The following is a 24,957-nucleotide window of genomic DNA, read 5'->3' as shown; positions in this document are numbered from 1 at the left end:
AGAGACAGTAGAAATATGATATAATAACTGTGGAAATATGGAAGTTGGTGGATTATGAAAAAGTTAATTTGGAGTCATCTTTTTGCCATAGTCAGTATTTTAGGGATATGGTATTATCATGTAAAAATTGATCATTTGATGGTAATTCTATTGGCATCAGTCTTGTCGTTAGAGATGGGATTCATTGCTTATTATAGTCGTAATATTTTTATTCGTCTTTTAGCAAGTTTAGGTCTTTTATTTTTTTACCCACAGAGTTTAGGGATTTTTCTTAGTTTGGTGAGCTTAGAGTGGTCAACAAAAGACATTTGGCAGTCTAATCACTTTATGCAATATATGGCATACCTTCTTGCAATTCTTTTTATTATCTCTTCAGCTTTACTAAGCTTGAAGCTATTGGTAAATGCATATGATATTAGTAAAAGGTATCAATTAGCAACTGTTATACCTGTAATGCTTTTTAGTAGTTTTGCCTTTTGCTTAGAAAAATCAGGATCATTAGGTTTAGAAGGAATCATTTTAAATCCGTCAGCATTTTTTAATGGAATACAGACTAATATGGCTAACCTTGATTTTAAAGCCTTGTCTTGCCTTTTTTTAGTACAATTATTACTTTGGGGAATATTAATGGAAGACTAACCACAACAGGGTTAGTCTTTTAGGTTTGAAGTTTATTTAACCTTAATTTAATAATATGTTGTATAATGAGATATTAATTGGAGGTTAGAATGAAAGTAAAACTATTTGCGATACATCTATTTTTTATTGTTATTTCTTTTGGGATTAAATATTATCATTTGCAGGGACCAAATTTGATTTGGAATATGACTCTAGCCCTAATAGCGTTAGATTTTGCATACCTTACTAGTTTATTTAAGAAAAAAATTCTTATCGGTCTTTTTGCACTTGCTTGGTTTTTTTTCTATCCTAATACCTTTTATATGTTGACGGATATCATTCATATGCATTTTGTCGGAGACGTTCTTTATAATAAGACAAATTTAATACTTTATATCTTGTATGTATCTAGTATCTTGTTTGGTTTTTTATCAGGTATCGAAAGTTTTTCTGTGATTATGCGTAAATTTAGAATTAGCAATATATTTTTAAGATGGGGAATTATTGGAATTGTATCATTTGTTTCAAGTTTTGGTATTCATATTGGTCGTTATGCCCGTCTAAATTCATGGGATATCTTAACGAAGCCACAAGTGGTAATTAACGAACTTTTAGCGGTTCCGAGTAGGGATTCATTCCACTTTATTTTAGGATTTACATTTTTACAGGTATTGTGTCTTATTTTTATGGATTATTCTGCAGGGAAAAAGCTTGAAAAGTGAATTATTTTTTGTTAATATATATTAGTCGTTCGTAAATATAAGAACGATTAATTTTTTTAAAAGTGTAAAATAGCAAAAAATAAAGGAGAATCCGATTTTAAAATGGAAAAGTTTTTTAAGCTAAAGGAACACGGGACGACAATTCGGACTGAAATCACTGCTGGTCTAACGACTTTCTTTGCAATGTCGTACATTTTGTTTGTAAATCCAGCTATTTTATCTCAGACTGGGATGCCAGCACAAGGAGTTTTCTTAGCGACGATTATTGGTGCCGTTGTAGCTACATCTGTTATGGCTTTCTATGCTAACCTTCCCTATGCACAAGCTCCTGGGATGGGATTAAATGCTTTCTTTACATATACAGTTGTCTTTGCATTGGGATATACATGGCAAGAAGCCTTAGCTATGGTATTTATTTGTGGTTTGATTTCTCTGATTATTACTTTAACGAAAGTTAGAAAGATGATTATTGAGTCTATCCCAACAACTTTAAAATCAGCCATTACAGCAGGAATCGGAACTTTTTTAGCATACGTTGGGATTAAAAATGCTGGTTTTTTGAAATTTTCAATTGATCCTGGGACGTATGATGTTGTTGGAAAGGGTGCTGCGAAAGGATTGGCTACTATTACAGCAAATTCTTCAGCAACGCCAGGGCTAGTGTCGTTTGATAATCCAGCCATTTTATTATCTTTGATTGGTTTAAGCATTACCATCTTCTTTATTGTAAAGGGTATCCGTGGAGGGATTATTCTATCGATATTAACAACGACCCTCTTAGGTATTTTAATGGGAGTGGTTAAGTTAGATGCTATTAATTGGGAAGCAACTAACCTCTCGGCCTCTTTTAGAGATTTGAAGCAAGTATTTGGAGTTGCATTAGGAGAGAAAGGATTAATTTCTTTATTTTCTAATCCTTCACGTCTACCAAGTGTATTAATGGCCATTCTTGCTTTTTCACTGACTGATATTTTTGATACCATTGGAACGCTCATTGGTACCGGAGAAAAAGTTGGTATCTTAGCAACGACTGGTGATAATCATGAATCTAAGAGTTTAGACAAAGCACTCTATTCAGACTTAATTGGGACAACTTTTGGTGCTATTTGTGGAACATCTAACGTTACAACCTATGTTGAGTCAGCAGCAGGAATCGGAGCTGGTGGTCGTACAGGATTGACAGCCTTAGTAGTTGCTGGTTTGTTTGCTATATCTAGTTTTTTTAGTCCACTAGTATCTATCGTTCCGAGTCAAGCTACTGCACCAATATTGGTTATTGTTGGTATTATGATGCTTTCAAATTTAAAAGATATCAAATGGGATGATATGTCAGAAGCTATCCCAGCTTTCTTTACTTCTCTTTTTATGGGGTTTACTTATAGCATTACTTATGGTATTGCAGCTGGTTTCTTGACCTATACACTAGCTAAAGTCATCAAAGGACAAGCAAAAGATATTCATGTGGTACTGTGGATTTTAGATATATTATTTATTCTAAACTTTATCAGCTTGGCTATTTTGTAATATTATAGTTTGATAAATAAGATAAAAGGAAATCAGATTTGTAGCCTGGTTTCCTTTTTTCTTAAGAAAAGTGAAGAAATATATGCTATGGGGCTGTCAGAATCAGCAAACTGTTGGAAGACAGAGATATTTCTGGTATAATATCTCTATGTTTTATACTCAAAATGAAGAAGAGCTTATTGCCCTAGGGCAAAAACTGGGTACTGTTTTAAAGTCAGGAGATATCGTATTATTGACTGGTAATTTAGGTGCAGGCAAAACAACTCTTACAAAAGGTATTGCAAAGGGATTAGACATAAAACAAATGATTAAGAGCCCAACTTACACTATTGTTAGAGAATATGAAGGGCGTGTACCACTTTACCATTTGGATGTTTATCGTATTGGAGATGATCCTGATTCTATTGACTTAGATGACTTCTTGTTTGGTCAAGGAGTAACAGTTATTGAATGGGGAGAGTTGCTTAGTGATAACCTTATCAATAACTACTTAGAAATTGTTATTACGAGGAGCAATCAAGGACGTCAGGTTCAGTTAGAAGCTTATGGGCATCGCGCAAGAGAAATTATTGAGGCGATTCAAGATGTCTAAACAATTTGCTGTTGATTTTATAGAAGCTTCGAGAGAGGAAGCATCTGCGATCCTTGAATTTTTAAATACTGTTACTGAGGAAACAGATTTTATTTTGCATACGGTGAGCAATCAACTATCTTTGTCAGAAATGGAAACGTTTATTGAAAATACCTTAATGACGAAAAATTGCATTTGTTTGATTGCTAAATTAAAAAATAAAGTGATCGGCTTGATAACAATCATTAGTCAGTCTGATATTGAAATTGAACACGTTGGGGATCTTTTTATTGCCGTTCAGAAGGATTATTGGGGATATGGTATTGGTCATATTCTCATGGAAGAAGCAATAGAATGGGCGTCAGATAACGATATTACACGCCGCTTAGAACTATCAGTCCAAGGACGTAATGAACGTGCTATTCACCTCTACCAAAAATTCGGTTTTGAAATAGATGGGCTTCAAACAAGAGGTATTAAAAGAGAAAATGGAGAATTTCTAGACATTTACAGAATGAGTAAGTTGATAGATTAGGAATATACATGAAAATTTGGAAAAAAATAACCTTAATGTTTTCTGCAATTATTTTAACAACAGTAATTGCATTGGGAGTCTATGTTGCCTCAGCTTATAATTTTTCGACTAATGAATTATCTAAGACTTTTAAAGATTTTAAGCTAGCTAAATCAAAAAGTCATGCTATTGAAGAAACAAAGCCGTTTTCAATACTATTAATGGGGGTGGACACAGGTTCAGAGCATCGAAAATCTAAGTGGTCAGGAAATAGCGATTCTATGATCTTAGTCACTATAAATCCTAAAACTAATAAAACAACGATGACAAGCTTAGAACGTGACGTATTGATTAAATTGAGTGGTCCCAAAAATAATGGACAGACTGGAGTAGAAGCAAAGCTAAATGCAGCCTATGCTTCTGGTGGTGCGGAAATGGCATTGATGACTGTTCAAGACTTATTAGATATTAATGTTGATTACTTTATGCAAATTAATATGCAAGGATTAGTTGATTTAGTCAATGCTGTTGGTGGTATAACAGTAACTAATAAATTTGACTTTCCAATATCAATTGCTGCCAATGAACCAGAGTACAAGGCTGTTGTTGAACCAGGGACACATAAAATAAATGGAGAACAAGCACTTGTTTATTCTCGTATGCGCTATGATGATCCAGAGGGAGATTATGGGCGTCAAAAAAGACAACGTGAAGTAATTCAAAAAGTCCTTAAAAAAATATTGGCGTTAAATAGTATTAGTTCATACAAAAAAATTCTTTCCGCAGTAAGTAATAACATGCAAACTAATATTGAGATATCATCAAAAACGATTCCTAATTTGTTAGCTTATAAAGATTCATTGGAACATATTAAATCTTATCAGTTGAAGGGTGAAGACGCTACTTTATCAGATGGTGGCTCTTATCAAATTTTAACTAAGAAACATCTACTTGCAGTTCAAAATAGAATTAAGAAAGAACTGGATAAAAAGCGTAGTAAAACTCTGAAGACAAGCGCGATTCTATATGAAGATTACTATGGTACTACTGCTAGTAATGATTCTTCTACTTATTCATCAACACAAGAGAATAATTATAATACAACACCTTATTCAGAAGCACCACCAAGTTACAGTGGTAATACTACTTATAGTTCTGAGACTAATCAAACAACTCATCAAAATTACTATAATAGTAGCACTCCTGCTAGTAACTATAGCAGTAACACTAACACAGGTCAGGCTGATTCAAGTGGAAGTGTCAATAATCATAACGGGGCTGCAACGCCTAATCCAAACACAGGAACGCAACCAGTACCAGGTCAAACTAATCCATAAAATATAAAAAAGAGCATTATTTGCTCTTTTTATATTTAGAGTAGATATTTTTATACCGTCGGCTTATTCGTCTTTCTCTTGATATTTAGCCATGCGTTGATTAATTTCTTCTAAACGAGGTTGAATATCTTTATTAAACACTTGGAATTTATGATTGAGTTCTTGAGAAATTAATCTGATTTTTCCTTTTTCCTGACTAATAATAGCAAGATCATTTTTGATACGTTCTAATTTTAATTTAGCTGAATCTGTCTCATTTTTTGTATTTTGATAGGAATCCTTGATAGTTTTTCTATTTTTGTAAAGTTCAAGCGCTCCTAAACTAACTAAACCTAGTGCAATTAAACGACCTATTTTCATAATTGAATCTCTTTTCTAATTTCTTTGGCTAATTTTGCAAGTGCCTCAAAGTCGGGTTCATGAGTAGTGTAGTGAATTTTGATACCGTCTGATTCATCAAAGCGGGGAACAAGGTGGACGTGTGCATGAAAAACAGTTTGTCCAGCAATTTCCTCATTGTTGTTAATAATATTCATTCCTTTGGCTTTTGTAGCAGCTTGGACAGCACGCGCCACTTTAGGCAAGCGTTCAAAGGTTATCTGTGCAGTTTTTTCATCCATCTCTAACACATTTCGAACATGTTTTTTAGGAATAAGAAGGGTGTGCCCGGTCGTAGTTTGTGTAATGTCGAGAAAAGCTAATACTTCATCATCTTCATAAACTTTTGATGAAGGGATTTCTCCACTGATGATTTTACAAAAAATACAATTATCCATAACTAATTCCTTTCATGTTGAAAAATTTATTGGGTAGCTATTAAGGAATGGTAAATTTTTATCGTTTGATAGGTCATAAGTCGTACAGGGAAATGAAAGTAGCCCGTATTGATTGTGATATCTATATTTACCATCATACTTATCTTAGCATGACCTAAAGGGTATTGCAATTTTTAATGATGTTTATTATTGAGTAAGTACATTTCTAGAATTTTGGAAGTATCTAAAATAAATTTAAATATAATGATTGACATTTTTATCTAATTAAATGTATAATAAATAATATAAATAAATTAAAAATGATAATTGAGATTTATCATAGAAGGAAAACTATTTTGAAATTAAATAAAATAATATTATCTACTGCAGCTCTTACTGCTCTCTTTTTAGGATATAATAGCGTTACTGCGGATACATATAATAACTATCAGCCACATAGATCAAATAATATGGATTTAACTGAGGAATATAACTATAATAACCAGATAGAACTTCAGGAGCGTATAAAAAAACTAAATATACCTTTTAAAGAAAAACTTGCCTTACTTAGAAAGGTTAAATCAAGACAAGATTCTTATGTATTAGACACATTAAGAAAAGAAGTTGAAAATAAAAACAGTGAGTATTCAGAACTAGAGCAAGAATATCAAAGAATTTCAGCTCTTATTGATGCTAAGTTTCCGCAAGGGAAATCTAGTTTAGCAGAAAAATTACATAAAGAACTAATTTGGGACTTGGATGGTGTTAAATATGATGAGGGTATTTCTAAGAGAACTGCTCTAAAAAAATTAGAAGGTAAAATCAACGAATATACTAAAAAATACAGTTATTTATTCTGATAATTGAGTTTGATAGTTTTATAGCCTAATATTCTGATTACTTTGCATTTATTATATTGATACTAAAAAGACACCTTTTTGAGGTGTCTTTTTTTGTCCGATGAGTGATGGAGGTGCTTTTTGTAAACATAATGGGAGCATGGGGTAGCTTGGCATTTCATTAGATGTAAAAGCGGACAAAATAGGTTTAAAGTTATTTTCAAAACTATAAGGGAATTCTAAAGTACAATTATCCATAAGAATAGACCTTCCCTTTCTTATTTTGTTATAATAGTTAATAAAGTATATCAAAGATAGAGAGAATGACAATGTTAAAAATTGAAAATGTTACAGGGGGGTATGTTAATATCCCAGTTTTAAAAAATATTTCTTTTGAAGTAAATGATGGAGAGTTAGTTGGATTAATTGGGCTTAATGGTGCAGGAAAATCAACCACTATTAACGAGATTATTGGTATTTTGAGACCCTATCAAGGAGATATTACAATTGATGGTATTAGTCTTGAAGCCGACCAAGAACTTTATAGAAAGAAAATAGGCTTTATTCCTGAGACACCAAGTCTCTATGAGGAGCTAACTCTCAGGGAACATTTAGAAACGGTAGCTATGGCGTATGATATTGCCACCGATGAAGTTATGGCACGTGCGCAAAAACTATTAGAGATGTTTCGTCTAACAGATAAATTAGACTGGTTTCCAATGCATTTTTCAAAGGGAATGAAACAAAAGGTTATGATTATTTGTGCTTTTGTTGTATCTCCAAGTTTATTTATTGTTGATGAACCATTTTTAGGTTTGGATCCACTAGCTATTTCAGATTTGATTAATCTTCTAGCAGAAGAAAAAGCTAAAGGGAAATCTATTTTGATGTCAACACACGTATTAGATTCTGCCGAAAAAATGTGTGATCGTTTTGTTATTTTACATAAAGGAGAAATACGGGCAGTTGGAACCCTAGAGGAATTACGGGCTATTTTTGGAGACAGTAATGCTAATTTAAATGACATCTACATAGCTCTGACAAAAGAGGTGTGATATGAAAAAGTTATTTAATAAACGTCGAAGTCTCTTTTTAACTCAAAATAGTAAATATTTGAGATACGTCTTTAACGATCATTTTGTATTAGTATTAATGTTTTTGTCAGGTTTTTTGTTATATCAGTATAGCCAGTTACTAAAAGACTTTCCAAAAACACATTGGCCAATTATCGTGATTGTGTCAATCATTATCTTAATGTTACTAGCGATGGGGGGAATAGCCAGCTATTTAGAACCGGCTGATAAACAATTTTTACTTATAAAAGAAGAAGCAATAAAGGAAATTATAAATTCTGCTAAAAAACGGACTTATATCTTTTGGTTGGTTATTCAAACCTTATTTTTAGTATTAATATCACCAATTTTGATAAAGTTAGGCTTGTCAGTTTTTATGATTACATTGTTAATTTTTGGTCTAGGAATAATCAAATGGTTGGTAATAACTTACAAGGTAAAGGTCTTTTATAACAATCAAAATTTGAACTGGGATGCAGCTATAAATCATGAGCAGGAAAGAAAACAGAGTATATTAAAATTTTTCTCTTTGTTTACAAATGTTAAAGGAATTTCGACAAGTGTAAAACGTCGTTCATTTTTAGATGGTATTTTAAAACTTATTTCTAAAACGCCATCGCGTTTATGGACTAACTTATTTGTGAGGGCATTTCTAAGAAGCTCAGATTATCTTGGTTTAACAATAAGGTTGGTAACTTTAAATATCTTATCAGTCATCTTTGTTAACGAAACCTACCTCGCCCTTGCTCTGGCATTTGTATTTAACTACTTATTATTGTTCCAACTATTAGCTTTAGGTCACCATTTTGATTATCAATACATGAATCAGCTCTATCCAGTTAGATTAAATGCTAAAGCAAGTCAGCTAAAAGGTTTTCTCAGAGTATTATCATATGCTGTGACAGTAATTGATAGCATACTTATAAGAGAATTGAAACCTGTTATATTATTGATAGTTTTGATGTTAATTGTGACGGAATATTACATCCCTTACAAAATAAAGAAGATGATTGACTAAAGCCTATAAAACAAGTAAAATAAGAGGAAACGACTAAATGAAAAGGAGGGACTGCTGGTGACAATATCAAATCAAGAATTGACGCTTACTCCCTTAAGAGGAAAAAGTGGCAAAGCCTATATTGGTACTTATCCAAATGGTGAACGTGTCTTTGTCAAATATAATACGACACCTATTTTGCCAGCCTTAGCTAAGGAACAGATTGCGCCACAACTACTGTGGGCACGCCGTACAAGTAATGGCGATATGATGAGTGCTCAAGAATGGTTAGATGGTCGAACATTGACTAAAGAAGATATGGGTAGTAAACAGATTATTCATATTTTATTGCGCCTGCACAAGTCTCGTCCCTTAGTAAATCAGCTGTTACAATTAGGGTATAAAATTGAAAACCCTTATGATTTGTTGATGGATTGGGAAAAACAAACTCCTATTCAAATCCGGGAAAACACTTATTTGCAATCTATTGTGACTGAGTTAAAGCGTAGTTTACCTGAGTTTCGAACAGAGGTTGCAACAATCGTTCACGGAGATATCAAACATAGCAACTGGGTTATTACAACAAGTGGTTTAATTTATTTGGTTGATTGGGATTCTGTTCGTTTAACAGATCGCATGTATGACGTTGCATATATTTTAAGTCATTATATTCCACAAAAACACTGGAAAGATTGGCTGTCTTACTACGGTTATAAAGATAATGAGAAAGTCTGGAGCAAAATTATCTGGTATGGGCAATTTTCATATTTATCACAGATAATCAAATGTTTTGATAAACGAGATATGGAGCATGTCAATCAAGAAATTTATGAATTACGAAAGTTTAGAGAGTTAATTAAAAAGCATAATGCGAGTTAGAAAACGTAAGGGTGCAGAGGAACACTTAGAAAATAATCCTCACTATGTTATTTCAAATCCAGAAGAAGCCAAAGGGCGTTGGCATGAGATTTTTGGAAATAATAACCCCATTCACATAGAAGTTGGTTCCGGAAAAGGGGCTTTTATCACTGGTATGGCAGAGCAAAATCCAGATATCAATTATATTGGAATTGATATTCAATTGTCAGTGCTTTCCTATGCTTTGGATAAAGTTCTAGATAGCGGTGCTAAGAATATCAAATTACTATTAGTTGATGGTTCTAGTCTATCAAACTACTTTGATACTGGCGAAGTTGATTTGATGTATCTTAACTTTAGTGATCCATGGCCTAAGAAAAAGCATGAGAAACGTCGATTGACCTATAAGACTTTCTTGGATACCTATAAAGACATACTTCCTGAGCAGGGGGAAATTCATTTTAAAACAGATAATAGAGGTTTATTTGAATATAGCCTTGCTAGCTTTTCTCAATACGGTATGACTTTAAAACAAGTTTGGTTAGATTTACATGCAAGTGATTACCAGCAAAATATCATGACTGAGTACGAACGCAAATTTTCAAATAAAGGACAGGTTATCTATCGTGTAGAAGCACGATTTTAGAATAAGTAAATAGTAAGTGGGTAGTTATTTGCTACTCCTTTATGGAGAGGTCGCATAGTGGCTGAGTGCGCACGCTTGGAAAGCGTGTAGTCCCTAATGGGGGCTCGGGGGTTCGAATCCCCTCCTCTCCTTTAATCTTGTTAATGTATCAGTGTTTATTAAGTGTTCACCTTTTTCACTCGTCAAAAGTCCAAGTTTCGAAAAATTTCTTTTATTTTATCATCGTTTCTCTTTGAGCTTGAAGTATTAGCATAAAGTTTTCTAAGCTCTTACAAAGAACTGAGGACAAAATTTTAATTTTTTGATATAAGATTAGTGTACGGTGATGCTAATTTAAAGTAAATGATTGCAATAATCGTATTTTGTGCTATAATAGTATTAAATAATACAGAAAGGGGCGGAGTTTTACTTCGCCTCTTATGTGTGTGATTCATAGAATTTATAGTCATTATAAGTTCTAAAGCAAGTTAGAAAGAAGAGGTAGCTGTTATCGCAAATCAAACTATTGTTGATATTGTTACTCAAGTCGTAACTCCTGCTATTCAAGCACCGTTTGAATTAGTAGATGTAGAATACGAAAAAATGGGTGGCGACTATGTGCTCAGTATTTTAATTGATAAACCCGGAGGCATTACGGTTGAAGATACAGCACAATTGACAGACGTTGTAAGTCCCTTACTTGACACAATTCAACCAGATCCATTTCCAGAACAGTATATGCTTGAAGTCTCAAGTCCTGGGTTGGAAAGACCACTTAAAACAGCAGAAGCATTATCAAATGCTGTTGGGTCTTATATCAATGTAAGTCTGTATAAATCCATTGATAAAGTTAAAATATTTGAAGGTGACTTATTATCATTTGATGGTGAAACCTTGACAATTGATTATATGGACAAAACACGTCATAAAACTGTAGATATTCCCTATCAGACGGTTGCAAAAGCCCGTCTTGCGGTTAAACTTTAAGAAAGGATGATTCTTGCGAAGCAAGAATGGACACTATGAGCAAAGAAATGCTAGAAGCCTTCCGTATTTTGGAAGAAGAAAAACACATTAATAAAGAAGATATTATTGATGCAGTTACTGAGTCACTAAAATCTGCCTATAAGCGTCGTTATGGTCAATCAGAATCATGCGTTATTGAATTTAACGAGAAGAAAGCAGACTTTACCGTCTATACTGTTCGTGAAGTTGTTGATGAAGTTTTTGATAGCCGTTTGGAAATTAGCCTAAAAGATGCCCTTGCTATTAGCTCAGCGTATGAACTTGGTGATAAGATTCGCTTTGAGGAATCTGTTACAGAATTTGGACGCGTGGCAGCTCAGTCAGCAAAACAAACTATTATGGAAAAAATGCGTCGTCAAATGCGTGAAGTAACCTTCAATGAATACAAACAACACGAAGGTGAAATTATGACTGGTACTGTTGAACGATTTGACCAACGTTTTATTTATGTCAATCTCGGTTCACTTGAGGCGCAATTATCGCATCAAGATCAGATTCCTGGAGAGAGCTTTAAATCTCATGATATGATTGATGTTTATGTCTATAAAGTGGAGAATAATCCTAAAGGAGTCAACGTTTTTGTTAGCCGTAGTCATCCAGAGTTTATCAAACGCATTATGGAGCGAGAAATTCCAGAAGTATTTGATGGAACTGTTGAGATTATGAGCGTCTCTCGTGAGGCTGGAGATCGTACTAAAGTTGCTGTACGCAGTCATAATTCAAACGTTGATGCGATTGGAACAATTGTTGGACGCGGTGGAAGTAACATTAAAAAAGTTATCAGTAATTTCCATCCTAAACGCGTTGATGCTAAAACAGGATTGGAGATCCCGGTTGAAGAAAACATTGATGTTATTCAATGGGTTGAAGATCCAGCGGAATTCATTTACAATGCTATTGCACCAGCCGAAGTTGATATGGTACTTTTTGATGATGAAGATACAAAACGTGCTACTGTAGTTGTTCCAGATAGCAAGTTATCGCTAGCTATTGGTCGCCGAGGACAAAATGTGCGTTTAGCAGCTCATTTGACTGGCTATCGTATTGATATTAAATCTGCAAGTGAATACGAAAAAATGGAAGCGCAAGAACTTCAAACTGAGGAAGTAGCTCAAGAATCTGAAGTTATTTCAGATAAGGCAGAATAATATAAATGAGAGAGGTGTTTTATGGCTAAAACAAAAAAAATACCTTTAAGAAAATCAGTTGTTTCTGGTGAAGTGATCGATAAGCGAGATCTTTTACGAATTGTTAAAAATAAAGAAGGACAGGTTTTTATAGATCCTACCGGAAAGCAAAATGGTCGAGGTGCCTACATAAAATTGGACAATGATGAAGCTATCCTAGCGAAAAAGAAACGAGTGTTTGATCGCAGTTTTTCGATGGAAGTTTCTGATGAATTCTATGATGAACTATTGGCATATGTCGACCATAAGGTCAAAAGAAGAGAGTTAGGCCTTGAATAATTCAGAAAAAGTATTAAATCTCATTGGGTTAGCACAGCGTGCGGGGCGCCTTATTACAGGTGAAGAATTGGTTATTAAAGCAATTCAAAATCAACAAGTATCGCTAATCTTTCTAGCAAATGATGCTGGCCCAAATTTGACGAAAAAAGTAACTGATAAAAGTAATTACTACAAAACAGAAGTCTCCACAGTGTTTTCAACACTGGAATTAAGTGATGCGTTAGGCAAACCAAGAAAAGTGGTTGCTGTCGCAGACGCTGGATTTTCAAAGAAAATGAGGACTCTTATGGCATAACAGAATAGGAGGACATCAATTGTCAAAGAAAAGATTACACGAAATCGCTAAGGAAATTGGAAAAACGAGTAAGGAAGTGGTTGAGCAAGCTCAATCGCTTGGCTTACCTGTAAAAAGTCATGCTTCTAGCGTTGAAGAAAATGATGCTACACGTATTGTTGAGAGTTTTAGCTCTTCTAAAACTAAAGCTCCAACAAATTCTGTTCAAACTAATCAAGGTGTGAAAACAGAATCTAAAACTGTTGAAACCAAACAAGGCTTGTCCGATGATAAACCTTCAACTCAACCTGTAGCTAAACCGAAACCACAAAGTCGTAACTTTAAGGCGGAGCGCGAGGCTCGTGCTAAAGCTGAAGCGGAGAAGCGTCAACATAATGGGGATCACCGTAAGAATAATCGCCATAATGATACACGCTCTGACGACAGACGCCATCAAGGTCAAAAGCGTTCAAATGGTAATCGTAATGATAACCGACAAGGTCAGCAAAATAACCGTAATAAAAATGATGGGCGTTATGCTGATCATAAACAGAAACCCCAAACGCGTCCTCAGCAACCTGCAGGCAATCGCATTGACTTTAAAGCTCGAGCAGCAGCTTTGAAAGCTGAGCAAAATGCTGAATACTCACGTCATAGTGAGCAGCGTTTCCGTGAAGAGCAAGAAGCCAAACGTCAAGCAGCTAAGGAGCAAGAACTAGCTAAAGCAGCAGCGTTAAAAGCGCAAGAAGAAGCTCAAAAAGCTAAGGAAAAACTTGCTTCTAAACCTGTTGCTAAGGTAAAAGAAATTGTCAATAAAGTAGCCGCTACGCCATCACAGACAGCAGATAGTCGTCGTAAAAAACAAACTCGTTCTGATAAGTCTCGTCAATTTTCAAATGAAAATGAAGATGGACAAAAGCAAACAAAAAATAAGAAAAACTGGAATAATCAAAACCAAGTGAGAAATCAAAGAAATAGTAACTGGAATCATAATAAGAAAAATAAAAAAGGTAAGACTAATGGAGCTCCAAAACCAGTAACAGAGCGTAAATTCCATGAATTACCAAAAGAATTTGAATATACTGAGGGCATGACCGTTGCGGAAATTGCAAAACGTATTAAACGCGAACCAGCGGAAATTGTTAAAAAACTCTTTATGATGGGAGTTATGGCAACGCAGAATCAATCATTAGATGGAGACACTATTGAGCTATTGATGGTTGACTACGGGATTGAAGCACATGCTAAGGTTGAAGTTGATGAAGCTGATATTGAACGCTTCTTTGCAGATGAGGATTACCTTAATCCTGATAACTTAACGGAACGTCCGCCTGTTGTTACTATCATGGGACACGTTGATCATGGTAAAACAACTCTTCTTGATACTCTACGTAATTCACGTGTCGCTACTGGCGAAGCTGGTGGAATTACTCAACATATTGGTGCTTATCAGATTGAAGAAGCTGGCAAGAAAATTACTTTCTTGGATACACCAGGGCATGCGGCCTTTACTTCTATGCGTGCGCGTGGTGCATCAGTAACTGATATTACTATCCTTATCGTTGCCGCTGATGATGGTGTTATGCCGCAGACAGTTGAGGCAATTAATCACTCTAAAGCTGCGGGTGTCCCAATTATTGTTGCTATCAACAAAATTGATAAACCTGGTGCAAATCCAGAACGCGTTATCAGTGAATTAGCTGAGCATGGTGTCATCTCTACTGCATGGGGTGGTGAGTCTGAATTTGTTGAAATTTCAGCTAAGTTTGGTAAAAATATTCAAGAATTACTTGAGACAGTTCTTTTAGTTGCTGAAATGGAAGAATTAAAAGCAGATGCAGATGTTCGTGCTATTGGTACTGTTATTGAAGCCCGTCTTGATAAAGGTAAGGGAGCCGTTGCAACGCTTCTTGTCCAACAAGGTACTTTAAATGTACAAGATCCAATCGTTGTTGGTAATACATTTGGACGTGTTCGTGCGATGACTAATGATCTTGGGCGTCGTGTCAAAGTTGCGGGTCCATCTACACCAGTTTCTATTACTGGTTTGAACGAAGCTCCAATGGCTGGTGATCATTTTGCTGTTTATGCAGATGAGAAAGCTGCGCGTGCTGCAGGTGAAGAACGTGCAAAACGTGCTCTCTTAAAACAACGCCAAAACACGCAACGTGTTAGCCTCGAGAACTTATTTGATACCCTTAAAGCTGGTGAAGTTAAGTCAGTTAATGTTATTATCAAAGCTGATGTGCAAGGTTCTGTAGAAGCACTTGCAGCTTCTCTCCTTAAGATTGATGTTGAAGGAGTAAAAGTTAACGTTGTTCACTCAGCAGTTGGTGCTATTAATGAGTCTGATGTAACACTTGCTGAAGCATCAAATGCTGTTATTATAGGATTTAACGTACGCCCTACTCCACAAGCTCGTCAACAAGCAGATGCTGATGATGTCGAAATTCGTCAACATAGCATTATCTATAAAGTTATCGAAGAAGTTGAAGAAGCGATGAAAGGTAAACTTGATCCTGAATACCAAGAAAAAATCCTTGGTGAAGCCATTATTCGTGAGACCTTTAAAGTTTCAAAAGTGGGAACTATTGGTGGATTTATGGTTATCAATGGTAAAGTTACTCGTGATTCAAGTGTTCGTGTTATCCGTGATGGTGTTGTCATTTTTGATGGTAAATTAGCAAGTCTTAAACACTATAAAGATGATGTTAAAGAAGTCGGCAATGCTCAAGAAGGTGGTCTAATGATTGAGAATTATAACGATCTCAAAGAAGATGACACTATTGAAGCATACATTATGGAAGAAATTAAACGTAAATAACCCCTATGAGAAACTCAACTTGTATCTTTAGTTGGTAGGGAAATACAAAATTATGGCTAGGCTCGTCCTAGCTTTCAAGTTATGAGCACAATGAAGAAAGGATTAATTATGGCTAATCATCGTATTGATCGCGTTGGAATGGAAATTAAACGTGAAGTCAATGAGATTTTGCGTCTCCGAGTTAATGATCCACGTGTACAAGATGTCACAATTACTGATGTTCAGATGTTGGGTGACCTTTCAATGGCTAAAGTATTTTATACTATTCATTCGACACTTGCTTCTGATAATCAAAAAGCACAAATTGGTTTAGAAAAAGCAACTGGTACTATTAAGCGTGAACTTGGCAAAAACCTTACTATGTATAAAATACCAGATTTACAATTTGTTAAAGATGAATCTATTGAATACGGAAATAAGATTGATGAAATGTTGCGCAATCTAGATAAAAAAGATTAGAATCAAGATTAAGAATAATAAAAAATAAACCATGTCAAAATCATGGTTTATTTTTTATAGCTTTAGAGTTGAGATAGCTAGTATTAAGGAGTTTTATTGATGATATCAATCATTTGATACTGTGCTGTTTTAGCTTCTTCAATAGGGTAAATTGGATAAACATGATTCATTCCCTCTTGTGCAATATAGTTAACGGGGTGATTAGCTGCTTGGAGTTGTGCAGCATAATCGCGAATATCTGGGAAGAATATTTCTCGTGTTCCAGTAAATAACGTAATAGGAGCGAGTTTAGTAGCAGGGGCATTTTTAGGACTAACATATGTATGGTTAGTATTATTAGAACCATTTGCCCAAATTTCACCTACACGTGCGAGACCCCAAGCAGATAGGATAGGATCAGTATCTTCGTATTTGGGAATTTCTGGATGTTTCATTGTCACATCTAGCCATGGAGATAAGAGGATAATATTTTTAGGTTGAGGAATAGCCTCTTGCCCTGATTGGTGAGACAATGCATGCGCTAATCCTAGTGCTAATCCTCCGCCAGCTGAATCACCCATCAAAGTGAGATTAGCGTTTTTTTCATGAAAGTGTCTATAAAGGTTAACCAATCTAGGGATAGCATAATCATAGGTATAACGAGGAGTTTTTGGATAAATTGGTAAAATAATTTTTGCATCAAGACTAGTTGAGAGCGTCTTAAGCATGCTGATATGGTAAGGCGTTGGATTATTTAAGTAAGAGCCACCAGCTAAATAGAAAATGGTCTTTTGATTAGCTTTACCGTTGTCATTCCAAGAATAGACTTGCATATCAAAAAGTCTCTCTTGAACAAGCCCTCCATTAACAGAGTTTGGGTCTAAGTAATAACCCTTATCAGATTGTTCACGGCTAGCATTTAAGTACTTTTGAAATGAGCTTTCATCTTGAACTTTATAATAACTTTTATCGCGCTTTAGCCAAAAGTATTGTTCGATAAACCAACTTTTCCATGAACGCCCACTTGCTTTTGCATGTGGTGTACAGGCGATGGATAAAATGGTGATAATACTAAATAGTAGCAATAGTTTTTTGAAGGACGGTTTCAAGGTATTCTCCTTAATATAATGTTATTTTTTGTGTAATATTATTATAATAAAACCAACATCTTTGTCAATAGAATAAAGAAAGATGAGAAATGTTTTTCGGTTTACAAATGTAGATTTATTTGCTAAAATTGGTTTACAAACGTAAATCGAAAGAGGTGAGAAAATGACTATTTCAAGCGCAGAATGGGAAATTATGAGAGTGGTTTGGGCACAGCAGAATACAACCAGTAATGAGATACTAGCAGTTTTACTAGAGAAGTATGATTGGACTCCTTCAACTGTCAAAACCTTATTAAGAAGGCTCTTAGATAAAGGCTACGTGAGCAGAGAAAAAATGGGAAAAGGATTTAGCTATTCTCCTTTAATTGATGAAGATTTAGCTATGATGTCAGAGGTAGATAGTGTATTTCAAAAAGTTTGCCAGACCAAACATGTTGCTATTGTTAGACACTTATTGGAAAGTATACCAATGACAGAGAAGGATCGATTAAATTTGCAATCATCACTAGAAGCTAAGAAAGGCAAAACACTTGAACGTGTAGCTTGTAATTGCATTCCTGGTCAGTGTCAATGCCATTAGAAAGGAGAAAATATGGCTAATAGAAAAGAAACATTTTTGATTGATGGGATGACTTGTGCATCTTGTGCTTTAACGATAGAAAAAGCTGTCAACAAGTTAGACCATGTGGATAGTGCAGTAGTAAATTTAGCAACAGAGAAAATGACAGTTACGTTTGATGATACAACCTTATCGCCAAATGTGATTGAAGAGTGTGTTTCTGAGAGTGGATACGAAGCATCGCTTTTCAAAGAGGAAACTTCTAAAAGCCAATCTGAACGGCACCAATTAGCCATTGAAAAGATGTGGCATCGCTTTTGGATGTCAGCAGTTGCAACTATACCTCTTCTCTATATTTCCATGGGACCAATGATTAACTTATGGTTACCATCATTTTTGATGCCAGATAAGGGACCTCTAAACTATGGTATGATACAATTATTGTTAACACTACCGGTGATGTATTTTGGGCGTATCTTTTACCAAAATGGTTTTAAAGCACTTTTTAAAAGGCATCCCAATATGGATTCATTAGTTGCTATAGCCACAACAGCGGCTTTCATTTATAGCTTATATGGATTGTACGAAATATTACAGGGTGACATACACTACGCTCACCAGCTTTATTTCGAATCTGTTGCAGTTATTTTAACACTTATTACTCTAGGAAAATATTTTGAAATATTATCCAAAGGGCGTACTTCGGCCTCGATTGAAAAATTATTAACTTTATCAGCAAAAGAAGCAAGAGTTATCAAAGATGGTGAAGACTATATGGTTCCTTTGGATAAAGTTAAAATAGGTGAAACAATTCTTGTCAAACCTGGAGAAAAAATTCCTCTTGATGGCCATGTTGTAGCAGGAGAATCAAGTATTGATGAATCCATGTTAACAGGTGAAAGTATTCCAGTTGAAAAAAAGGTTGGTAGTAAGGTTTACGGTGCCAGCATTAATGGGCAAGGTAGCTTAACGATTTTCGTTGAAAAAGAAGCTGGCGGTTCCCTTCTATCACAAATTATTAACTTAGTAGAAGCTGCACAGACAAGTAAGGCTCCAATTGCTAACTTAGCAGACAAAGTATCAGGAGTCTTTGTCCCTTTTGTTATTGTCATTGCAATTTTATCAGGCTTGAGTTGGTACTTAATTCTGGGGCAAAGTTTTGCCTTCTCTCTGAAGATTATGATTGCAGTCTTAGTGATTGCTTGTCCATGTGCTTTAGGGTTGGCAACTCCTACAGCTATTATGGTGGCTAGTGGTAAAGCAGCTGAGAATGGTATTTTATTTAAAGGTGGTGAAGTGTTGGAAAAGGCTCACCACATTGATACAATAGTTTTTGATAAAACAGGAACCTTGACCAAAGGGAAACCAGAAGTAGTTGCTATCAAAACATATGGGGGAGATAAAGAGGAGTTTTTAGGTCAGGTAGCATCAGTAGAAAAACTTTCAAATCATCCACTTAGCCAAACAATTGTTAATAAAGCAAAAGAGAAAGAACTTCCCTTAAGGGAAGTCATGGCTTTTAAAAATATTTTGGGTTACGGTTTGAGTGCAACTATTAATGGTAAAACTATGCTTGTAGGTAATGCTAACTTAATGACTAAGAACGATGTTAATTTAGATTTAGCAAAGGCTGATATAGAAATAGCTCAAGAAGAAGCACAAACTGTGGTTTACGTTTCCGAAAATGGAGTGTTGAGCGGTTTAATAACTTTAACGGACCAGCTAAAGACAGATAGCCAAGAAACAGTTAAGCAGTTACAAAGATTAGGATTTAATTTAGTTTTACTTACTGGTGATAATAAGGCTAGTGCAGATGCCATAGCACAAAAATTGGGTATCACGACAGTTGTTTCAGAAGTTTTACCTGATCAGAAAGCAAACGTTATTTTAGAACTTAAAGAAAAAGGCGGACAGATTGCGATGGTTGGTGATGGCATCAATGATGCTCCTGCGCTAGCTAGCAGTGATGTAGGTATCTCTATGAGTTCTGGAACAGATATTGCTATTGAATCAGCAGATATCGTGTTGATGAAACCTGAGTTAACAGATCTCTTAAAAGCAATGACTATCAGTAAACAAACGATTCAAATTATTAAGGAAAATTTATTTTGGGCTTTCTTTTATAACGTTTTAGCGATTCCAGTGGCAATGGGTGTTTTACATCTTTTTGGTGGTCCCTTACTCAATCCTATGTTGGCAGGCTTAGCTATGGCGTTTAGTTCAGTTTCAGTAGTTTTAAACGCACTTCGCTTAAAAGTCTTAAAATAATAAAGATAATAAGACTGAATTTTTATGAAGGGAGAAGAATATGAAACATACCTATCGAGTTAGTGGCATGAAATGTGATGGTTGTGCCAAAACAGTTTCTGATAAGTTATCAAGTGTGATTGGTGTTGACGAGGTTAATGTTGATTTGACTAAAAATCAAGTTGTCGTAAGTGGAAAAACATTCAAATGGCTTTTAAAACGTTCTTTAAAAGACACAAAGTATTCACTAGAAGAGGAAATAAATTAATAATTAAAGAAGTGGTTACAGCTTTTAATTTCTTAATTTGAGCAGTTTCTCACTTCTTTTTTATTCTAAAAATGATAAACTAGAATAGAATTAGTTGTGAGGAGTGCAGATGTCAATTGATATTTGGAACATTTTAAGTTTGGTTGGAACCGTAGCTTTTGCAAGTTCGGGAGCTATTGTGGCGATTGAGGAAGAATTTGATATTCTAGGGCTTTTTATCTTAGGTTTTGTAACGGCATTTGGTGGTGGAGCTATTAGAAATGTACTAATTGGCTTGCCTATTGAAACACTTTGGAGTCAAGGAATTGCTTTTTATGCAGCAGCAGCAGCTATTTTATTTATTATGATTTTCCCTAATTTGTTGAGTGGTAAGGGACGGGATGCCGAAGTTGTATCAGATGCTATTGGGTTAGCAGCGTTTAGTGTTCAAGGAGCACTATATGCGACTCAATCTCATCAACCTCTTAGTGCTGTCATTGTCGCAGCAGTACTAACTGGTGCAGGTGGTGGTATTGTCAGAGATGTTCTGGCTGGCCGAAAACCTGGAGTACTAAGAAGTGAAATATATGCAGGTTGGTCAATATTAGTGGGGATCATTTTATATTTTAAAATTGCTAAAACAACAACTGACTATTATTTGTTAGTGTTAGTTGTAACTAGCCTAAGGATGTTGGGTTATAAGAAACAATGGCACTTGCCAGTTGTCAGACCACGTAAGAAATGATAGAGGAGAAAAAGATGATAAAATTAATTGCTATTGATATGGATGGAACGCTTTTAAATGATGAAAAGAAAATTCCAAAGGAAAATATCCAAGCTATTAAAGAAGCAACTCAAGCAGGTATTAAAATTGTACTGTGTACTGGGCGACCGATGTCAGGTATACTTCCTTATTTTAATGAACTAGGTTTAACAAAAGAGGAGTATATTATCATGAATAATGGTTGTAGCACTTATAGCACGAAAGATTGGCAATTGATTGATTCTGCAACTTTAACACATGATGAACTCATCTTTCTTGAGGAGGTTGTTAAAGAATTTCCCAACGTTTGTTTAACATTAACAGCTGAAAATACATTTTACGCTGTTGGAGAGGAAGTTCCTGAAATTGTTGCTTATGATGCTGATTTAGTTTTTACAAAAGCAAAGTCAACAAGTTTAGATGCTCTTCGCAATCAAGAAGAAATTGTCTTTCAAGCAATGTACATGGGATTAGATGCAGATGTAACTGCTTTTCAAGAAGCTGTTGAAGAAGCCTTAATCTCGAAATTTAGTGGAGTTCGAAGCCAAGACTATATTTATGAGATTATGCCTCAAGGAGTAACAAAAGCAAGAGGCTTAAAATCCTTGATAGCAAAATTAGGACTGGATATTAATCAAGTTATGGCCATCGGTGATGCTCCTAACGATATTGAATTATTAGATTTAGTTCCCAATAGCGTTGCTATGGGGAATGCATCAGATGAGATTAAATCTAGATGTAAATATATAACGGTGGATAATAACAAAGCAGGGGTTGCTAAAGCTATTTATGACTATGCTTTACGTTAAAATAGATATAGAATAATAAAGGGAACTTTAAACACTGTTTGTTTAGGGTTCTTTTGTTTAATAAACTAACAAAATTCAGAAGTTTACAGATAGCTTATGCTATAATAGACCTATGACAAACAAGAATAAATTACTTTTAATTGATGGCTCATCTGTAGCCTTTCGTGCTTTTTTTGCTCTTTATAATCAAATTGACCGCTTTAAAAACAATTCTGGACTTCATACTAATGCCATATATGGTTTCCATTTGATGTTGAATCATATTTTAGGTCGTGTCCAGCCTAGTCATATTTTAGTGGCTTTTGATGCCGGAAAAACTACTTTCCGTACGGAAATGTATGCAGATTATAAAGGTGGGCGTGCTAAAACTCCGGATGAATTTCGTGAACAATTTCCTTACATTCGTCAACAATTAGATGTCTTAGGCATCAAACATTATGAATTGGAACATTATGAAGCCGATGATATCATTGGTACTCTTGCAAAACAAGCCGAAGCTAGTAATGAACATTTTGATATAACGGTGGTTTCTGGGGATAAAGATTTAATTCAATTAACAGACACTAACACGGTAGTAGAAATCTCTAAAAAGGGAGTTGCTGAGTTTGAAGAATTCACGCCAGCTTACCTTATGGAAAAAATGGGAATTACGCCGAGTCAATTTATTGATTTAAAAGCTTTGATGGGAGATAAATCAGATAATATTCCTGGGGTTACTAAAATCGGTGAAAAAACTGGCTTGAAGTTGCTATCAGAATATGGTTCCTTAGAAGGGATCTATGAAAATATTGAGGCTATGAAACAGTCTAAGATGAAAGAAAACCTTATCAATGATAAGGAGCAAGCTTTCTTATCAAAGACCCTAGCTACAATCAACATAGCATCACCTATAACAATCGGCTTAGAAGATATCCTTTATAGTGGACCGCAAGATATAAAAGCCTTGTCTCAATTTTATGATGAGATGGATTTTAAACAGTTTAAAGCAGCTCTGGGTGAGGAGACAAGTCAGGAAGATTTTGAGGTTGACTTTACTGAAGTGGAGCAATTAAAAACAGAAATGTTCTCCGATAATGATTTTTATTACTTTGAGATGTTGGGTGATAACTACCATGTAGAAGATTTAATTGGGATAGCTTGGGGAAATAGCGATACAATCTACGCTACTAGTAATGTATCGTTATTGCAAGAAGCTTTATTTAAAAAAGCTTTATCAAAACCTATCAAAACTTATGATTTTAAAAGAAGTAAGGTCCTTTTAAATCGTTTTAATATTGATTTACCAGAGCCAGCCTTTGATACTAGATTGGCCAAGTACCTTTTGTCTACTACTGAGGATAATCTAGTATCAACAATTGCTAGGTTATATACAAATCTGCCACTGGATACTGATGATGCTGTTTATGGGAAAGGTGCTAAACGCGCTATACCAGAAAAAACACGATTTCTTGAGCATCTAGCTAAAAAAGTAAAAGTTTTAGTGGATTCTGAGGCTAATATTATGCAACAGCTTAAAGCTAATGAGCAAGAAGAATTGCTGTTTGAAATGGAGCAACCTTTAGCGAATGTTTTAGCTAAAATGGAAATTCGAGGTATTAAGGTTAAGAAAAATACCTTGAATGAAATGGCCATTGAAAATCAAAAAGTCATCGAAACATTAACACAAGAAATCTATGAATTGGCTGGGCAAGAGTTTAATATTAATTCTCCAAAACAGTTAGGAAAGTTGTTGTTTGAAACGTTAGGTCTTCCTGTAGAAATGACTAAAAAACCAAAAACAGGTTATTCAACTGCAGTAGATGTATTAGAGCGCTTAGCTCCGATTTCTCCTCTTGTAACTAAAATTTTAGAGTACCGTCAAATCACTAAATTGCAATCAACCTATATTATTGGTTTACAAGATTATATTTTAGAAGATGGTAAAATTCATACACGTTATGTTCAAGATTTGACTCAGACAGGTCGTCTTTCAAGTTCTGACCCAAACCTTCAAAATATACCAGTTAGACTAGAGCAAGGACGGCTTATCCGAAAAGCTTTTGTTCCATCAGAAGACAATGCTGTTTTATTGAGTTCAGATTATTCTCAAATAGAATTGCGCGTGTTAGCACATATTTCAAAAGACGAACATTTGATCGCTGCCTTTAAAGAGGGAGCTGATATTCATACTTCAACAGCTATGCGTGTTTTTGGTATCGAAAAACCTGAGAATGTCACTCCCAATGATCGTCGAAATGCTAAGGCTGTTAATTTTGGAATTGTTTATGGTATTTCAGATTTTGGTCTATCGCATAATTTAGGAATACCTCGTAAACTAGCGAAGCAATATATTGACACCTATTTTGAGCGTTATCCTGGAATAAAAAACTATATGGAAACAGTTGTTCGTGAAGCAAAAGATAAGGGTTACGTTGAAACACTTTTCCATCGTCGTCGTTCATTACCAGATATTAATTCTCGTAATTTTAACATTCGCCAATTTGCAGAGCGCACAGCAATCAATTCACCAATCCAAGGAAGTGCAGCTGATATTCTTAAAATTGCAATGATAAATTTAGATAGGGTACTTGATAAAGGTGGTTATAAATCAAAAATGCTGTTGCAAGTTCATGATGAAATTGTACTTGAAGTCCCTAACGAGGAGATAGGAGCAATCAGGGAGTTGGTTACAAAAACAATGGAGTCAGCAATTAGTTTATCGGTACCTTTGATTGCAGATGAGAACGCAGGTGAGACTTGGTATGAAGCGAAGTAGTGGACAA

Annotated in this window: 27 protein-coding genes and 1 tRNA gene; 24 read left to right on the top strand and 4 right to left on the bottom strand. The window is 35.0% G+C overall.

Annotated elements, in window-relative coordinates:
- Nucleotides 1-54: 54 nt before the first annotated feature.
- The 6 genes from EGX70_RS05805 (at nt 55) to EGX70_RS05780 (ending at nt 5,286) form a co-directional block, all read left to right on the top strand.
- A complete protein-coding gene (locus tag EGX70_RS05805; protein ID WP_000734042.1) occupies nt 55-639 on the top strand; it encodes a hypothetical protein in 585 nt (194 codons plus the stop codon).
- An 89-nt stretch (nt 640-728) separates the two neighbouring features.
- A complete protein-coding gene (locus tag EGX70_RS05800) occupies nt 729-1,340 on the top strand; it encodes a DUF1361 domain-containing protein (RefSeq protein ID WP_000865226.1) in 612 nt (203 codons plus the stop codon).
- Between the two features lie 102 nt (nt 1,341-1,442).
- Entirely contained in the window at nt 1,443-2,864 is a 1,422-nt protein-coding gene (locus tag EGX70_RS05795; RefSeq protein WP_000410400.1) for an NCS2 family permease, read from the top strand.
- 148 nt (nt 2,865-3,012) lie between these two features.
- Nucleotides 3,013-3,456, top strand: coding sequence for a tRNA (adenosine(37)-N6)-threonylcarbamoyltransferase complex ATPase subunit type 1 TsaE (gene tsaE, locus EGX70_RS05790; RefSeq protein ID WP_000500161.1), 444 nt, complete (start codon nt 3,013-3,015; stop codon nt 3,454-3,456).
- Nucleotides 3,449-3,970 carry a GNAT family N-acetyltransferase gene (locus EGX70_RS05785; RefSeq protein WP_000043146.1) on the top strand — a complete coding sequence of 174 codons (522 nt, stop codon included), beginning with the start codon at nt 3,449-3,451 and terminating at the stop codon, nt 3,968-3,970. The genes tsaE and EGX70_RS05785 overlap by 8 nt, the downstream gene beginning before the upstream one ends.
- 8 nt (nt 3,971-3,978) lie before the next feature.
- Nucleotides 3,979-5,286, top strand: coding sequence for an LCP family protein (locus EGX70_RS05780; protein WP_000708156.1), 1,308 nt, complete (start codon nt 3,979-3,981; stop codon nt 5,284-5,286).
- A 63-nt stretch (nt 5,287-5,349) separates the two neighbouring features.
- Here EGX70_RS05780 and EGX70_RS05775 read toward each other — a convergent pair whose 3' ends face one another.
- Both EGX70_RS05775 and EGX70_RS05770 read right to left on the bottom strand, forming a co-directional pair.
- A complete protein-coding gene (locus tag EGX70_RS05775; protein WP_123947998.1) occupies nt 5,350-5,646 on the bottom strand; it encodes a hypothetical protein in 297 nt (98 codons plus the stop codon).
- Entirely contained in the window at nt 5,643-6,062 is a 420-nt protein-coding gene (locus tag EGX70_RS05770; protein WP_000368097.1) for an HIT family protein, read from the bottom strand. Before EGX70_RS05770 ends, EGX70_RS05775 begins: the two co-directional genes overlap by 4 nt.
- Nucleotides 6,063-6,397: 335 nt before the next feature.
- Between EGX70_RS05770 and EGX70_RS05765 the strand changes: the two genes are divergently transcribed.
- Nucleotides 6,398-6,901, top strand: coding sequence for a hypothetical protein (locus EGX70_RS05765; RefSeq protein ID WP_000773453.1), 504 nt, complete (start codon nt 6,398-6,400; stop codon nt 6,899-6,901).
- 51 nt (nt 6,902-6,952) lie between these two features.
- Here EGX70_RS05765 and EGX70_RS05760 read toward each other — a convergent pair whose 3' ends face one another.
- Nucleotides 6,953-7,138 (bottom strand): hypothetical protein, encoded by a 186-nt coding sequence (locus EGX70_RS05760; RefSeq protein ID WP_000368100.1) that lies wholly within the window; start codon nt 7,136-7,138, stop codon nt 6,953-6,955.
- 71 nt (nt 7,139-7,209) lie between these two features.
- On the opposite strand from EGX70_RS05760, the gene EGX70_RS05755 reads away from it, so the two are divergent.
- From EGX70_RS05755 to rbfA, 11 genes are all read left to right on the top strand, one after another.
- Nucleotides 7,210-7,935 carry an ABC transporter ATP-binding protein gene (locus EGX70_RS05755; RefSeq protein ID WP_000912307.1) on the top strand — a complete coding sequence of 242 codons (726 nt, stop codon included), beginning with the start codon at nt 7,210-7,212 and terminating at the stop codon, nt 7,933-7,935.
- 1 nt (nt 7,936) lies between these two features.
- Nucleotides 7,937-8,971 (top strand): ABC transporter permease, encoded by a 1,035-nt coding sequence (locus tag EGX70_RS05750; protein WP_000732713.1) that lies wholly within the window; start codon nt 7,937-7,939, stop codon nt 8,969-8,971.
- A 57-nt stretch (nt 8,972-9,028) separates the two neighbouring features.
- On the top strand, nt 9,029-9,829 hold the full coding sequence (gene ccrZ, locus EGX70_RS05745) for a cell cycle regulator CcrZ (RefSeq protein WP_000155919.1): 801 nt from the start codon (nt 9,029-9,031) through the stop codon (nt 9,827-9,829).
- Nucleotides 9,819-10,454 carry a tRNA (guanosine(46)-N7)-methyltransferase TrmB gene (gene trmB, locus EGX70_RS05740; protein ID WP_001266024.1) on the top strand — a complete coding sequence of 212 codons (636 nt, stop codon included), beginning with the start codon at nt 9,819-9,821 and terminating at the stop codon, nt 10,452-10,454. Before ccrZ ends, trmB begins: the two co-directional genes overlap by 11 nt.
- A 43-nt stretch (nt 10,455-10,497) precedes the next feature.
- Nucleotides 10,498-10,585: transfer RNA gene (locus EGX70_RS05735), tRNA-Ser, on the top strand.
- A 358-nt stretch (nt 10,586-10,943) separates the two neighbouring features.
- Complete coding sequence (gene rimP, locus EGX70_RS05730; protein WP_041971671.1) at nt 10,944-11,420, top strand: ribosome maturation factor RimP; 477 nt, start codon at nt 10,944-10,946, stop codon at nt 11,418-11,420.
- Between the two features lie 35 nt (nt 11,421-11,455).
- Entirely contained in the window at nt 11,456-12,607 is a 1,152-nt protein-coding gene (gene nusA, locus EGX70_RS05725) for a transcription termination factor NusA (RefSeq protein ID WP_000032295.1), read from the top strand.
- 21 nt (nt 12,608-12,628) lie between these two features.
- Nucleotides 12,629-12,925 (top strand): YlxR family protein, encoded by a 297-nt coding sequence (locus tag EGX70_RS05720; protein ID WP_001140526.1) that lies wholly within the window; start codon nt 12,629-12,631, stop codon nt 12,923-12,925.
- Nucleotides 12,918-13,220, top strand: coding sequence for a YlxQ-related RNA-binding protein (locus EGX70_RS05715; RefSeq protein ID WP_001065560.1), 303 nt, complete (start codon nt 12,918-12,920; stop codon nt 13,218-13,220). The genes EGX70_RS05720 and EGX70_RS05715 overlap by 8 nt, the downstream gene beginning before the upstream one ends.
- Nucleotides 13,221-13,239: 19 nt before the next feature.
- Nucleotides 13,240-16,023 carry a translation initiation factor IF-2 gene (gene infB, locus EGX70_RS05710; RefSeq protein ID WP_000039152.1) on the top strand — a complete coding sequence of 928 codons (2,784 nt, stop codon included), beginning with the start codon at nt 13,240-13,242 and terminating at the stop codon, nt 16,021-16,023.
- Nucleotides 16,024-16,131: 108 nt separating this feature from the next.
- Nucleotides 16,132-16,482 (top strand): 30S ribosome-binding factor RbfA, encoded by a 351-nt coding sequence (gene rbfA, locus EGX70_RS05705; RefSeq protein WP_001273670.1) that lies wholly within the window; start codon nt 16,132-16,134, stop codon nt 16,480-16,482.
- Nucleotides 16,483-16,565: 83 nt separating this feature from the next.
- On the opposite strand, the gene EGX70_RS05700 is transcribed toward rbfA, so the two are convergent.
- Nucleotides 16,566-17,570 (bottom strand): alpha/beta hydrolase, encoded by a 1,005-nt coding sequence (locus tag EGX70_RS05700; RefSeq protein ID WP_000804611.1) that lies wholly within the window; start codon nt 17,568-17,570, stop codon nt 16,566-16,568.
- A gap of 163 nt (nt 17,571-17,733) precedes the next feature.
- Between EGX70_RS05700 and EGX70_RS05695 the strand changes: the two genes are divergently transcribed.
- From EGX70_RS05695 to polA, 6 genes are all read left to right on the top strand, one after another.
- Nucleotides 17,734-18,150: a CopY/TcrY family copper transport repressor gene (locus tag EGX70_RS05695; RefSeq protein ID WP_000156042.1), complete on the top strand. Its 417-nt coding sequence runs from the start codon at nt 17,734-17,736 to the stop codon at nt 18,148-18,150.
- A 12-nt stretch (nt 18,151-18,162) separates the two neighbouring features.
- Nucleotides 18,163-20,397 carry a cation-translocating P-type ATPase gene (locus tag EGX70_RS05690; protein ID WP_000013400.1) on the top strand — a complete coding sequence of 745 codons (2,235 nt, stop codon included), beginning with the start codon at nt 18,163-18,165 and terminating at the stop codon, nt 20,395-20,397.
- 40 nt (nt 20,398-20,437) lie between these two features.
- The gene (locus tag EGX70_RS05685; protein WP_000683375.1) at nt 20,438-20,644 is read left to right on the top strand and encodes a heavy-metal-associated domain-containing protein; all 207 of its coding nucleotides are present in this window, start codon (nt 20,438-20,440) and stop codon (nt 20,642-20,644) included.
- Nucleotides 20,645-20,753: 109 nt separating this feature from the next.
- On the top strand, nt 20,754-21,368 hold the full coding sequence (locus EGX70_RS05680; RefSeq protein WP_000020721.1) for a trimeric intracellular cation channel family protein: 615 nt from the start codon (nt 20,754-20,756) through the stop codon (nt 21,366-21,368).
- Nucleotides 21,369-21,382: 14 nt separating this feature from the next.
- Nucleotides 21,383-22,195, top strand: a complete 813-nt coding sequence (locus tag EGX70_RS05675) for a Cof-type HAD-IIB family hydrolase (protein ID WP_000593336.1) — start codon at nt 21,383-21,385, stop codon at nt 22,193-22,195.
- A gap of 112 nt (nt 22,196-22,307) precedes the next feature.
- Nucleotides 22,308-24,950 carry a DNA polymerase I gene (gene polA / locus EGX70_RS05670; RefSeq protein ID WP_123947996.1) on the top strand — a complete coding sequence of 881 codons (2,643 nt, stop codon included), beginning with the start codon at nt 22,308-22,310 and terminating at the stop codon, nt 24,948-24,950.
- Nucleotides 24,951-24,957: the final 7 nt, after the last annotated feature.

Origin of the sequence: Streptococcus sp. FDAARGOS_522, from assembly GCF_003812445.1 — a bacterium.
GTDB lineage: Bacteria > Bacillota > Bacilli > Lactobacillales > Streptococcaceae > Streptococcus > Streptococcus agalactiae.
The sequence above is the reverse complement of the archived record's forward strand: the minus strand, read 5'-3'. Positions and strand labels throughout refer to the sequence as shown.